Raw genomic sequence first — 13,488 nt, forward strand, 5'->3', positions numbered from 1 at the left:
TGAAAATGACAAAATTAAATCGTGTAGTAGTGACAGGCTACGGTCTGACATCTCCAATTGGAAATACGCCAGAAGAATTCTGGGATAGCTTGGTCAATGGCAAGATTGGAATCGGAAAGATTACCAAGTTTGACACTAGCCAGTATACTGTCCATAATGCAGCGGAAATCAAGGATTTTCCTTTTGACAAATACTTTGTTAAAAAAGATACCAACCGCTACGACAACTACTCCCTCTATGCTCTTTATGCGGCTCAAGAGGCAGTAGCTAATGCCAATCTTGATACAGAAGCGGTTGACAGCGACCGTTTCGGTGTTATCTTGTCAACTGGTATCGGTGGGATTTTGGAAATCGAAGAGCAGGTTGCTCGTATGAACGAAAAAGGCCCAAAACGGATTCGTCCTATGGCACTTCCGAAGGCTTTGCCAAACATGGCGGCTGGAAATATTGCTATGCAGGTCGGTGCTAATGGTGTCTGCAAGTGTGTCATCACAGCCTGTGCTTCGTCAAACGATGCCTTGGGTGAAGCCTTCCGTGAAATCAAGTTTGGCTTCCAAGATGTTATGTTGGCAGGTGGTTCAGAAGCGGCTATTACACCTTTTGCAATCGGTGGATTCCAGGCTTTGACAGCTATGTCGACGACTGAGGATCCAAGTCGTGCCTCCATTCCTTTTGACAAGGATCGCAATGGTTTTGTAATGGGAGAAGGGGCTGCGGTCTTGGTCTTGGAAAGTTTGGAACACGCAGAAGCACGTGGGGCAACCATCTTGGCTGAAATCGTCGGCTATGGAAATACCTGCGATGCCCACCACATGACCTCTCCACACCCAGAAGGTTTGGGTGCTATTAAGGCTATGAAGTTGGCCATTTCAGAAGCAGGTTTGGAGCCAGCTGATATTGACTACATCAATGCCCATGGAACTTCGACACCGGCTAATGAAAAAGGAGAAAGCCAAGCTATCGTATCTGTCTTCGGCAAGAACACGCCAGTTTCTTCTACCAAGTCCTTCACTGGTCACTTGTTGGGTGCAGCGGGTGCCGTTGAGGCGGCAGCTGTCATTGAGGCGATGCGTCATTCTCATGCGCCTAAGACAGCGGGTACGACGGAGTTGTCTGATTACATCGAGGCAGATGTCATCTACGGTCAAGGTCGTGACATGGAAATCCGCCATGCCATTTCAAATACATTTGGCTTTGGTGGGCATAATTCAGTCATTGCTTTCAAACGTTGGGAGGCCTAAGTGAATATTACAGAAATTAAGGACCTGATGAGTCAGTTTGACCAGTCAAGTTTGCGAGAATTTTCATATAGCAATGCTGGGGAAACCTTGCATTTCAGTAAAAACCAGCAGGCGACAGTGGCTCCAAGTCCAATCGTAGAAGCTCCGCTTGCTCCAGTAGCTCCTGCAAGCCCAGCCCCTGTGCCAGCAGTTGAAACCAGTGAGCCAGCTCCAGTAGAAGCCAGCTCAGCCCTTGCGGCAGAGGGGGCGGTAGTGGAAAGTCCACTTGTTGGTGTGGCCTATTTGTCACCAGCCCCAGACAAGCCAGCCTTTGTAGCAGTTGGTGATACGGTCAAAAAGGGGCAGACCCTCATGATTATCGAAGCCATGAAGGTCATGAATGAAGTGCCTGCTGATCGTGATGGTGTGGTCACAGAGATTTTGGTGGCCAACCAGGATGTTGTAGAATTTGGACAAGGATTGGTACGCATCAAATGATTGATATTTTGAAAATTAAAGAGGCTCTTCCTCATCGCTACCCTATGCTCCTGGTCGATCGTGTCCTTGAAGTATCAGAAGATGAGATTGTCGCCCTTAAAAATGTGACCATTAACGAGCCCTTCTTCAACGGGCATTTTCCAGACTATCCTGTTATGCCAGGAGTTCTCATCATGGAGGCTTTGGCTCAAACCGCAGGTGTCTTGGAGTTATCCAAGGAAGAAAACAAGGGCAAGCTGGTCTTTTATGCCGGCATGGATAAGGTTAAATTTAAGAAGCAAGTTGTACCTGGTGACCAGTTGATCATGACAGCTAAATTTGTCAAACGCCGTGGAACCATTGCGGTTGTTGAAGCAAAGGCAGAGGTGGACGGAAAACTGGCTGCGTCGGGGGTATTAACCTTTGCCATTGGGAAATAGTATCTAAAGGAGATAGGATTCATCATGTTTGAGAAGATTTTGATTGCCAATCGTGGTGAGATTGCGGTGCGGATCATTCGTGCGGCCAGAGAGCTAGGAATTGTGACGGTGGCTGTCTATTCAGAAGCGGACAAGGAAGCTCTCCATACCATGTTGGCAGATGAGGCTGTCTGTATCGGCCCGGCCCGTTCGACAGACTCCTATCTCAATATGCAGGCGGTCATCTCGGCGGCTGTTGTGACAGGTGCCCAGGCCATTCATCCTGGCTTTGGATTTTTGAGTGAAAACTCTAAATTCGCCACCCTATGTGAAGAGGTTGGTATCAAATTTATCGGCCCTTCTGGGACAGTTATGGATACCATGGGCGATAAAATCAATGCACGGGCAGAGATGATTAAGGCCCAAGTACCTGTCATTCCTGGGTCAGACGGAGAAGTTTTGACCAGCCAAGAAGCTCTTGAGATCGCTGAGAAGATTGGCTACCCTGTTATGCTCAAGGCATCGGCAGGTGGTGGTGGCAAGGGGATTCGTAAGGTTGAAAAAGCCGAAGACCTAGTACCAGCCTTCGAATCAGCTTCCAGCGAAGCCAAGGCAGCTTTTGGCAACGGAGCTATGTATATGGAGCGTGTTGTCTATCCAGCCCGGCATATCGAGGTGCAGATTTTAGCGGACCAACACGGCCATGTTATTCATCTGGGAGAACGGGATTGTTCTCTTCAGCGTAACAATCAAAAGGTCTTGGAAGAAGCTCCCTCCATCGCCATTGGTCAGACCATGCGGGACCGTATCGGTCAAGCAGCAGTTCGTGCAGCCCAATCAGTCGGCTATGAAAATGCAGGAACCATTGAGTTTCTCTTGGATGAAGCCAAGGGCGAATTTTACTTCATGGAAATGAACACACGGGTGCAGGTAGAACATCCTGTAACTGAGTTTGTCACCGGTGTGGATATTGTCAAGGAGCAGATCAAGATTGCGGCTGGTCAGGAACTCAGTGTCTGCCAAGAAGATGTGAAGATTACAGGTCATGCTATTGAATGCCGCATCAATGCTGAAAATCCAGCCTTTAACTTTGCTCCAAGTCCAGGTAAGATTTCCAATCTCTACTTGCCAAGCGGAGGAGTCGGTCTGCGTGTGGATTCAGCAGTTTATCCAGGCTACACCATTCCACCTTACTATGACTCTATGATTGCCAAGGTCATCGTGCATGGAGAAAATCGTTTTGAAGCCCTGATGAAGATGCAGCGAGCCCTCTACGAATTGGAAATTGACGGAGTGGAGACCAATACCGACTTCCAGCTGGACTTGATTTCCGACAAGCGAGTGGTGGCAGGTGACTACGATACTGCCTACCTCATGGAAGAATTTTTACCTCGCTACCAAGAAGAATTAAAACAGTAAAATAGGAGAATGCTATGGCTTTGTTTCGCAAAAAGGACAAATATATCCGCATCAATCCCAATCGTTCGCGGATAGAGTCGGCACCTCAAACAAAGCCAGAGGTGCCAGACGAACTCTTTTCCAAATGTCCAGCTTGTAAGGAAATTCTCTACAAGAAAGATTTGGGACCTGAAAAAACTTGCCAACACTGTTCCTACAACTTTCGCATTACAGCTCAGGAACGCTTGGATTTGACAGTTGATGAGGGTTCTTTTGAAGAATTATTTTCAGGAATTGAAACGACAAATCCCTTGGATTTCCCAAATTATTTGGAAAAATTAGAAGCAACTCGTCAAAAGACTGGCTTGGATGAGGCAGTTTTGACAGGCAAGGCGATGATTGGTGGGCAACCAGTAGCTTTGGGAATTATGGATTCGCACTTTATCATGGCTTCTATGGGAACGGTGGTCGGTGAGAAAATTACCCGCCTCTTTGAACTGGCTACTGAAGAGAAATTGCCAGTCATCCTTTTTACCGCATCTGGCGGTGCTCGGATGCAGGAAGGCATTATGAGCCTGATGCAAATGGCTAAGATTTCGGCAGCTGTGAAACGCCATTCCAATGCTGGCCTCTTTTACCTGACGGTCTTGACAGACCCGACAACAGGAGGTGTGACGGCTAGTTTTGCTATGGAAGGCGATATTATCCTGGCTGAGCCACAGACTTTGGTTGGCTTTGCAGGCCGACGGGTGATTGAATCAACTGTCCGAGAAAATCTGCCAGATGATTTCCAGAAGGCTGAATTTTTACAAGAACACGGCTTTGTCGATGCCATTGTCAAACGCCAGGACTTGCCAACGACCATTAGTCGCTTGTTGAGAATGCATGGAGGTGTCAGATGACCAGTGATGTAGCACGTATGATCCGTTTGGCACGAGATCAGGCTCGCTTGACGACCTTGGATTATGCCACCCAGCTCTTTGATGACTTTATCGAATTGCATGGGGATCGGAATTTCCGCGATGACGGAGCTGTTGTAGGTGGCATTGGCTTTTTAGCTGGTCAGCCGGTGACAGTCATCGGTATCCAGAAAGGGAAGAACCTTCAGGACAACCTCAAACGAAACTTCGGTCAGCCCCACCCAGAAGGCTACCGCAAGGCCCTTCGCCTCATGAAGCAGGCGGAGAAGTTTGGTCGTCCCGTTGTCACCTTCATCAATACCGCTGGAGCCTATCCAGGCGTCGGTGCCGAGGAGCGTGGACAGGGCGAGGCTATTGCCCGTAACCTCATGGAGATGAGCGATCTCAAGGTGCCCATTATCGCCATTATCATCGGCGAGGGAGGCTCTGGTGGAGCACTTGCCCTAGCAGTCGCAGACCAGGTCTGGATGCTGGAAAACTCCATGTACGCCGTCCTCAGCCCTGAAGGTTTCGCCTCTATCCTCTGGAAAGACGGTAGTCGTGCCATGGAAGCGGCAGAACTGATGAAGATCACTTCCTATGAGTTGGAGAAACTCCAAGTGGTCGATCGGGTTATTTTGGAAAATGGCAGAGCGACCAAGGAAGTCTTGTCTGACATCAAGGACAATCTGGTCAGTCAGTTGGCTCAACTACAAGCTTTACCACTTGAACAACTACTCGAAAACCGCTATCAACGCTTTAGAAAATACTAGGAAGACCTAGTATTTTTTTGTGACATTTGATACAATGGATAAAATAGTTTCCAGGAGGTTTTCCATGTTAGTAAAAGCAGATTTATCAAACGCAGAAGAATTGCTACCTATTCAGTACCGAGCCTTTGCAGCCTTGTATGAAACCTATCATGACCAGTACAACCCTGCCATTGAAACCATGGACTACTTCCAATCACGCTTTGCACGACCAAATTGCAACTATTATAAGATTGTGGAAGAAGGTCATACAGTCGGATTGGTACGAACAACAGTCGCTGAAGATGCAGACCAGGGCTGGCTAGGCTTGATTGGCATTGATCCAGACCACAGAGGAAAAGGCTATGGGCACAAGGCTCTGTTAGAATTAGAAAGCCTCTATCCGACAGTTAGACGCTGGGTGTTGTGCACGGTCTTACAGGAACCCAGATTAGTTGCTTTCTACGAAAAACTCGGTTACAAGGCTATCAAAACCGAACCTGAACAAGAAGGCATGGATATGGTCTATATGGAGAAGTGGAAAGGAGATTCAGATGCTTGAACAGTGTCGCAGATACCTGGATTATCAAGGGGTTCATTATTGCAAGCCTGAAAAAGCAGGAGCTTTGGCAGGCGATATGATAGCCTTAAGAAATGTAGCACAGGCAGCACGCAAGGAGTTTCAGACATTAAGTTTAGTCTTAGCTGAGCACGTCAGTCCCTTTGTGCCTGAGAGGGTCAGTCAATGGATGAATCAAGCCCAAATTTGCAGACCACATTTTTGGACCTATTACCGTTTGCCCTCTGCCAGTCTAACGGACTCAGCTCTAGCTATTCGTCTGTATGGTAAGGGAGTTGAGGCAGGGATTTCAGTAGAAGTCAGTTTTATTGAGCGAAAGAAAGTGGAGACCTCTCTGCTTCAGCAAAATCGCGTTCTGAACTGCTCGATTGCGGCACCGCTTTATTATTGGGTGCAAGAGGGACAGGTATTTTATCGCCTGGATGGAACGGAGGAGAATAGACAGAGCCTATTACAAGCCGTTGAAGCAGGACGGATTCGTAAAGTATTGGTCAAGTATGATGTACCGTTTAGAACCGTTGCCTCCGAGGAGGAACTGCTGGAACGCTTGATTCAGGTTTTTTCTCTACTAGAACCCTACTTGAAGATGACACACCCCGCTGGATAATCAGTGGGGTGATGGCAACAAACATCGTAAGGGTATTTGTTTTTTTAGTGTATATTGACAAATTCATTGAATTTTTGTAAAATTGCATTACAACAACAAAACAGATTGATTGACATTGCGTGAAATCCTATAATAGATTGAAGGCACTCTATATGATGGAGCGGAAGAGGAGAAGAGTATGGAGAAACTGAGTCAAGGTTTGGAATGGATTGGTCGGAAGATTTGGGTTTTGCTGCGAGTTTTTATATTTTTGGTATTTTGTGTGATTCCAGATATGATTTTGGAAGAGTCCAAGTCACAAACTGCCTTGGTAATGGCTGGACTGGTGACACTGGGTCTTCTGGTCTTCTTCTGGTGGCGGGCTGAGAAAAATAATCTACCTATCTGGGACAAAAACGTTCTTTCTTGGGACGGTCTGGCAATAGTCATACTAGCCTTTGCTACCATGCAACTGACAGACATGCTTGGTTTCTATTTGTTGGAATTGCAGGGGGCTACGACGACAGCTAACGACGCCTTCATTATCGAATCTTTGAAGGGAGTTCCTTTTGGGCTGGCACTCTTGACAACAGCATTTTTGCCAGCAATTGCAGAAGAGGTTATATTGCGGGGTTATTTCTTTAAGAAATTGTTTGGGTCGCAAGCAGTTGTTGGAATCATTGTTTCAAGCTTGCTTTTCGGAGCCCTTCATGGACCGACCGATCTTGCCTCTTGGCTGATTTATGGGGGAGGTGGCCTCATCTTTTGTATCCTCTATCATAAGACAGGCTACTTGATTTATCCTATTGCTGTTCATTTTATCAACAATGCTTGGTCGGTAGTGGCACTCTACTATTTTCAATAAGCAACAGAAAAGACGATTCCAAGTGGAGTCGTCTTTTGCAATGACCAGTACAAGCCTTGTCACGATAGAGATAGGAATGTCAACAAAGTCCTGACAGTGACCGCATAATTAAATCAACATCTTGGTTTTCTAATTCACGAATGATATGAAGATAGGTTTTCTGGGTCGTTGTTATGCTTGCATGACCAAGTCGTCTAGCAACACTTGCGATAGAAACCCCGGCAAATAATAAAATAGATGCATGGGTGTGTCGCAGGGCATGAATGGTGATGACAGGAAGGTTTGCACTTAGGCAACGCTTTTCAAGAATGGCATTGATGGTAGAGTTGTATATCCGCTCTTTCTTCACGAAAAGTAGGTCATCAGGTTGGGTGTGCTTCAATAAGTTGGCGAATTGGGTGCTGGTTTGCCAGTCGAGTTGGATTTTTCGAATTGAAGATTTATTTTTTGTAGGTAAAAATCCGCCATCTCCTTTATAATTCCATGTTTTATCAATGGTCAATAGCTGTCGGTGAAAATCAAAATCTTGAGTAGTGAGAGCAAGGGCTTCGGAGAATCGAATACCTGTTTTAGCAATCAATAAGATGAGCCAATCCCAATTCAGCTCCTCTCCGAGACGTAATTCTTGTATCAACTGATGAAGTTCAAATTGGTTGAGGTATTTTGTCTTTTTCTTTCGAGGAAGTCTTCCTTTGATAATCACCTTACGTGTCGGATCTCGTTCAATAATTCCTTCATCTACAGCATCTAAAATAGCTCCTTTCAACTGGTGATGAAAATCCATGGTTGTCTGTCGTTCATGTGTTTTAGCATAGCTGTTAATCAATTCTTGGTAACGAACCCGATTCAAATCTTCCAACAACAGACTAGGAGCTAGCCTGATAAGCCACTGCAATGTCATTCTATATTTCTTGAGAGTGACTTCTCGAATGGCTCCTTCCTTGTAAATCCGTAGCCAATTTGCATAATAGTGATGGAAAAGCAGTTTTTCTTTTGATAAGTTCATAGCAGAAGCTCCTTTTTTAATTTTTATAAATTACATAATTTATTGACATATTTCTGAGAAGATGCTATATTTAGTTTAACAAAAAATGTAATTATGAAAAATTTCAAGGAAAGGAAAATTATGAAACTAGAAGAATTAGCTCACTTTACGGGAGGTAGTTTACAGGTTCGCTTGGATACTACCAGCTGGGAAGATGCTAGAGACTATATCCTCTACAATCAGCAACATCATCAATTGGATGGTTATGAGGTGATAGAAGAAGTGATAGATAGTCGGACCGTGACGACAGATAGAGAAGTGACCTTGCTAGAGGAGGGAGACTTACTCTTTAGTTTACTATCGGGGAAGGCTGTTTTAGTGAGAGCAGAGCACGCAGGCTTACTCTATACACAAAACTATATCAAAATTGAGCCCAATGCAAAGCTGGATAAGGTCTTCTTGTTGTATCTGATCAATGAATCCTCGGCTATTAGACGGCAGTTTTACCAAAGCTTACAGGGGAGTGAGGTAATGAAATATACAGTCAAGCAACTGAAAAGTTTACAGCTAGGCTCCTTGCCTCCTTTAGATAGTCAGCAGAAACTAGGAAAGATTTATTTAGATGGATTAGCCTTACGGCAGAAGCGGCAAGCTTATGCGCAAGGAGATTTTTTACGACTAACATATTTGTTAAAGGAGGTTTACGCACATGAATGAATTAGCATTTGAAACAGAATTGATTCAATATATTACGACAGGGACTATTACACAACCGGAGCACCTAGAAGGTCTAGAATGGTCTGTTAGTGATTCTTCGACCCTGTATGCAGTCAAATCTAAACTGTGGACTTATGAGCCGGGTATCAAGACAACGGAGCAATTATGGGAAAATTTTCGTAATATTCTCTGGCAACACAACCAACATCGATTGGACAAACCCTTGAGCGATACCGAGTTTGCTCAGGTCAAGCAGATTATTTCAGATCTGAAGACACCTTATGAGGCTGGTCAGTTTTTATATGGGATTAGCGGTGTTTCCGAATTGGAAATTACGCTTGATGATGGACGGCATACATTTTTGACAGTATTCGACCAACGTAAGATAGGCGGTGGGGACACTGTCTACCAAGTGGTGAACCAAATTCGTAGGGCTCCTAAAATCCCTGGACGACGAGAATGTATATTCGATACAACCTTGCTGATTAATGGCTTACCTATTATTCAGATTGAAGAGAAAAAGGATACGGTAGATGTGGACAAGGCATTGAACCAAATGCACCAATATATCCAGGAACGGCAATATACGGATATTTTTTCTACCTTGCAGATTCTAGTCGCTATCGCCCCCAACAATGTTCGCTATATGGCCAATACCACTGCGGAGAAATTTAATAAAGACTTTGCTTTCCACTGGCAGCGTAAATCTAACGGTAGTAAGGTTCGGAATTGGAAAGAATTTGCGGATTCCATGCTCAGCATTCCTATGGCTCATCAGATGGCGACCAACTACATGATCTTAGATGGGACACCGCAGAAACAAATGCTGAAAGTCATGCGTCCCTATCAAGTTTACGCCACTCAGGCGGTCATTGAGGGGATAAAAAAAGTCGATTTTGAACTAGGCTGTAACAAGGTTGGCTACATCTGGCATACTACAGGCTCAGGGAAAACGATCACTAGTTTTAAAACAGCTTGGCTGGCAAGTCGAATGCCCAAGGTAGACAAGGTTGTCTTTCTAGTGGATCGTATCGCTTTGACCAATCAGACTAAGGATGATTATCTGGCTTATGATCCAGAAGCTGGGGAAAATAGTTTTGGCAGTATTCGAGAAACTCAAAATACCACAGCCTTGGCACGGCAGTTGACTAGTAAGGATAGTGGGATTATCGTTACTTCTGTGCAAAAATTGGATACACTGGTGAAGAGAAAATCCTTCAAATCACCAGATAAGCATATCGTGTTTATCGTTGACGAAGCCCATCGCTCAACTGGTGGAGATAGTTTTGCAGGGATTCAAAAGGCCTTTAAGAAAGCGGCTTGGATTGGCTATACAGGAACTCCCAACTTAGATGATACAGGTGCTAGTCTGCGGACGCAAGATATTTTTGGCCCTCTTCTTCATGCCTACACTATTAAAAATGCCATTAGTGACCGCAATGTACTAGGGTTTAAGGTGGATTTTGAGACAACCATCGATCAGGAAAAACTAAAAACAACTTACTTACCAGATTTTTATCGGCAAAAATACCCGAAGTGGACAAGTGCACAGATTGAAGAAAAGATTGCCAATCTAAGTCCAGATGATATGGATGATGCGGTGACTTCTAGCGTCTATGATGAAAATCCAGAGCATGTTCGATTGGTAGTCGAAGATGTCTTCAAACACTGGGCAAATCGCTCCGGCAATGGCCGTTACAATGCCTTGTTCACCACCCACGTAGGTGGAGGCAGGGCCTCCACACCCATGGCTATGATGTATTTCCGAGAGTTTCAACGAATCAATCAACTGCATCGAGAGCAAGGAGGTCTGGTCTTGAAGGTGGGAGTGACCTTTGCCTTGAATACTCAAAATAATGATAGCATGGTCGTGTCAAATACTGGTTTGCTTGAAGCTATTACGATCTATAACACAGAATTTGGGACGTCCTTTGGCTTGTCAGATGTTGCTGCTTATACAGAGGACCTGGTTAGTCGCCTTAATAGAACAGCCAAGGACAAGAACTACTTAGATTTGGTGATTGTCGTGGATCAGTTGTTGACAGGTTTCAATGCTCCTGAGCTCAATACTCTTTATGTTGACCGAACCCTTAAAGGAGCCAGTCTTATCCAGGCCTATTCTCGTACCAATCGTGTGGAGGATATGGATAAAAAACCTTTTGGACGGGTGGTCAATTACCGCTGGCCAGCTCATAATGAGAAATTGATGAATCAGGCCTTGGCCATCTATGCAGATGATAGTGCTGCCAATTTATCAGATGCGGAACAAAAAAATAACAATGAAAAAAATGGACTGGTGGCTAAGCCTTTCAAGGAAGTATTTGCTGAAGTCAAACAAACGGTCGACCAATTGAGAGAGTTGACGGGTGATTTCAATGATATTCCGAAGTCTGAGAAAAAGCGTGAAGCTATGTTAGAACTACTCCGTTCTTACAATCAAGGACTGTCTAAGCTCAAACAGTATCAGCCAGAGGAGGTTGATGGGGTGATTGAAGGATTTGATTACAATCAGCCGGACCGCTTTATTGAAAGTTTGGGAATGTCTGTAGAGGAAGAAAAACTTTTGACGACGGTCTTAGCCAACGAATTGAAACGAACCTTGGCGAAAGAGCAAAAAGTTAGCATTCACCAAATTGAACTCAAGATGACTCACATCAAGGAAGTGACAATTGACTACGATAAATTGACCGAACTGGTTGAGCTCTTGCTGAATCAGGTTCACGAAGAGAAGATGGTAGAAGCCGCAGCTACCAGGGATGAATTGGATAGATTTGCAAGCGGTTTGGAAGACCTCTACTATGCTGATCAGATCCGTCAAACAGGGGATGCAATCTATCGAGGTGATTTTCCGACACAAGATATGAACTTTGCTTATCCAGTCAAGGGGATTGATAGTCAGAAGATTATCCAAGAAGCTTCGCATGTTTACATTGACAAGAAGCTCTTTGCTTTCCGAATCCAATGGGGCTTGACGGAACATATCCGCAACCAAGAACTACGAGAGTTGTTGGCGAGACATCGATATGGTCAGAATGACTTGGATGATACCGGACACTTACGTACCTTGATAAAAGAAGCTAGTCGCGATTACCAGACCTGGGCAGAAGGTGATGCTGTTAAAGGCTTGAGCAAGATTCAGTACCGCAATCAGTTGAGACAAGCACTATATGATTTGGCCGACGACTTGGTTGGTCAATAGGTTGCGATTTTGCTGGATGATAGCGTATAATAGAATGGAAATCGTCCGAAAAATTGCAAAAATAACTTTCAAAAATAAAACAAAAAGAAAGTAGAAAAGGAGGGACTATGACAAAAGAAAAATCAACTGTACCACGATTGCGCTTCCCCGGATTCACGGACGCTTGGAAACAGCGTAAGTTGGGGGAAGTGGCGGACTTTTCCATAAAAACAAACTCACTTTCTAGAGATAAGTTATCATCGTATTTTTATGAAGTTCAAAACATTCATTATGGGGATATTTTAACAAAATATGATGCTATTTTAGATGTATGTAACAAAGAACTTCCATCAATTATTGGAAGTACGATTTCAGACTTTACAGATGCTTTACTTATTGAAGGAGATATTGTTTTCGCGGATGCGGCAGAAGACTCGACTGTTGGGAAAGCTGTTGAAGTTCGAAATTTTAAGGGTAAGAATGTTGTTTCTGGTTTACATACGATAGTTGCTAGGCCGAAAGTTTCTTATGCCCCCTACTATTTAGGTTATCTAATTAATTCAACTGCATACCATAATCAAATTTTACCTTTAATGCAGGGGACAAAAGTGAGCTCAATTAGTAAGGCTAATTTAAAATCCACGATAGTAGTGTTCCCCACCCTCCCCGAACAAGAAGCCATCGGTAACTTCTTCTCCGACCTAGATCGGCTTATTACTCTTCATCAGCGTAAATTAGATGATGTTAAAGAATTGAAGAAGGCTTTGTTACAGAAAATGTTTCCGAAAGGGAATGGAAACGATTTTCCTGAGCTAAGATTCCCAAAATTTACGGACGCTTGGAAACAGCGTAAGTTGGGGGAGGTTGCGATTTCGTTTGACTATGGTTTAAATTCGGCAGCAACTGAGTATGATGGTGAAAATAAATATTTAAGAATTACTGATATAGATGATGATAGCAGAGAGTTCAATATTAGTAACTTAACTTCTCCCGAAATAAACCTATTTGGTCTTGATGAATACAGATTAAGTATTGGAGATATTCTATTTGCACGAACAGGGGCCAGTGTCGGCAAAAGCTATATTTATAGAAGTGTAGATGGAAAAGTTTATTTTGCAGGGTTCTTGATTAGAGTAAAAATCAAAGATACTTTTAATCCTGATTTTGTTTTTCAAAATACCCTTACTTCAAATTATGAGAGATTTATAAGTATCATGTCTATGCGTTCAGGACAACCTGGGGTCAATGCGCAGGAATACTCAAATTATGAAATCATGTTCCCTACCCTCTCCGAACAAGAAGCCATCGGCAGCTTCTTCTCCGACCTAGATCAGCTTATTACTCTTCATCAGCGTCAGTTGGATCATCTGAAACTGTTGAAAAAAGCCTTGTTACAGCAGATGTTTATATAGAAA

General features: G+C 44.1%; 13 protein-coding genes. 12 read left to right on the plus strand and 1 reads right to left on the minus strand.

The window, feature by feature from the left end:
* Window positions 1–5 precede the first annotated feature (5 nt).
* The 9 genes from fabF (at window position 6) to ACHBID_RS03855 (ending at window position 7,193) form a co-directional block, all read left to right on the plus strand.
* Window positions 6–1,241, plus strand: a complete 1,236-nt coding sequence (gene fabF / locus ACHBID_RS03815) for a beta-ketoacyl-ACP synthase II (protein WP_105111574.1) — start codon at window positions 6–8, stop codon at window positions 1,239–1,241.
* Entirely contained in the window at window positions 1,242–1,718 is a 477-nt protein-coding gene (accB, locus tag ACHBID_RS03820) for an acetyl-CoA carboxylase biotin carboxyl carrier protein (RefSeq protein WP_105122938.1), read from the plus strand.
* On the plus strand, window positions 1,715–2,137 hold the full coding sequence (fabZ, locus tag ACHBID_RS03825) for a 3-hydroxyacyl-ACP dehydratase FabZ (RefSeq protein ID WP_024378919.1): 423 nt from the start codon (window positions 1,715–1,717) through the stop codon (window positions 2,135–2,137). The genes accB and fabZ overlap by 4 nt, the downstream gene beginning before the upstream one ends.
* Window positions 2,138–2,161: 24 nt before the next feature.
* The gene (locus tag ACHBID_RS03830; RefSeq protein WP_394731664.1) at window positions 2,162–3,535 is read left to right on the plus strand and encodes an acetyl-CoA carboxylase biotin carboxylase subunit; all 1,374 of its coding nucleotides are present in this window, start codon (window positions 2,162–2,164) and stop codon (window positions 3,533–3,535) included.
* Between the two features lie 14 nt (window positions 3,536–3,549).
* Complete coding sequence (gene accD, locus ACHBID_RS03835) at window positions 3,550–4,416, plus strand: acetyl-CoA carboxylase, carboxyltransferase subunit beta (protein ID WP_394731665.1); 867 nt, start codon at window positions 3,550–3,552, stop codon at window positions 4,414–4,416.
* On the plus strand, window positions 4,413–5,186 hold the full coding sequence (locus tag ACHBID_RS03840) for an acetyl-CoA carboxylase carboxyl transferase subunit alpha (RefSeq protein WP_394731666.1): 774 nt from the start codon (window positions 4,413–4,415) through the stop codon (window positions 5,184–5,186). Before accD ends, ACHBID_RS03840 begins: the two co-directional genes overlap by 4 nt.
* A 64-nt stretch (window positions 5,187–5,250) precedes the next feature.
* Window positions 5,251–5,724: a GNAT family N-acetyltransferase gene (locus tag ACHBID_RS03845; protein WP_394731667.1), complete on the plus strand. Its 474-nt coding sequence runs from the start codon at window positions 5,251–5,253 to the stop codon at window positions 5,722–5,724.
* Window positions 5,717–6,349, plus strand: a complete 633-nt coding sequence (locus tag ACHBID_RS03850; protein ID WP_394731668.1) for a hypothetical protein — start codon at window positions 5,717–5,719, stop codon at window positions 6,347–6,349. The genes ACHBID_RS03845 and ACHBID_RS03850 overlap by 8 nt, the downstream gene beginning before the upstream one ends.
* Before the next feature lie 178 nt (window positions 6,350–6,527).
* Entirely contained in the window at window positions 6,528–7,193 is a 666-nt protein-coding gene (locus ACHBID_RS03855) for a CPBP family intramembrane glutamic endopeptidase (protein WP_238140746.1), read from the plus strand.
* A 79-nt stretch (window positions 7,194–7,272) separates the two neighbouring features.
* On the opposite strand, the gene ACHBID_RS03860 is transcribed toward ACHBID_RS03855, so the two are convergent.
* Window positions 7,273–8,199, minus strand: coding sequence for a site-specific integrase (locus ACHBID_RS03860; protein WP_105160020.1), 927 nt, complete (start codon window positions 8,197–8,199; stop codon window positions 7,273–7,275).
* Window positions 8,200–8,319: 120 nt separating this feature from the next.
* On the opposite strand from ACHBID_RS03860, the gene ACHBID_RS03865 reads away from it, so the two are divergent.
* From ACHBID_RS03865 to ACHBID_RS03875, 3 genes are all read left to right on the plus strand, one after another.
* Window positions 8,320–8,895 carry a restriction endonuclease subunit S gene (locus tag ACHBID_RS03865; RefSeq protein WP_105122943.1) on the plus strand — a complete coding sequence of 192 codons (576 nt, stop codon included), beginning with the start codon at window positions 8,320–8,322 and terminating at the stop codon, window positions 8,893–8,895.
* Entirely contained in the window at window positions 8,888–12,094 is a 3,207-nt protein-coding gene (locus tag ACHBID_RS03870; protein WP_394731669.1) for a type I restriction endonuclease subunit R, read from the plus strand. Before ACHBID_RS03865 ends, ACHBID_RS03870 begins: the two co-directional genes overlap by 8 nt.
* Before the next feature lie 107 nt (window positions 12,095–12,201).
* Complete coding sequence (locus ACHBID_RS03875) at window positions 12,202–13,485, plus strand: restriction endonuclease subunit S (protein ID WP_394734388.1); 1,284 nt, start codon at window positions 12,202–12,204, stop codon at window positions 13,483–13,485.
* The last annotated feature ends 3 nt before the right edge of the window (window positions 13,486–13,488 follow it).

This window comes from Streptococcus sp. A25 (genome assembly GCF_043674095.1).
Lineage (GTDB): Bacteria > Bacillota > Bacilli > Lactobacillales > Streptococcaceae > Streptococcus > Streptococcus suis_V.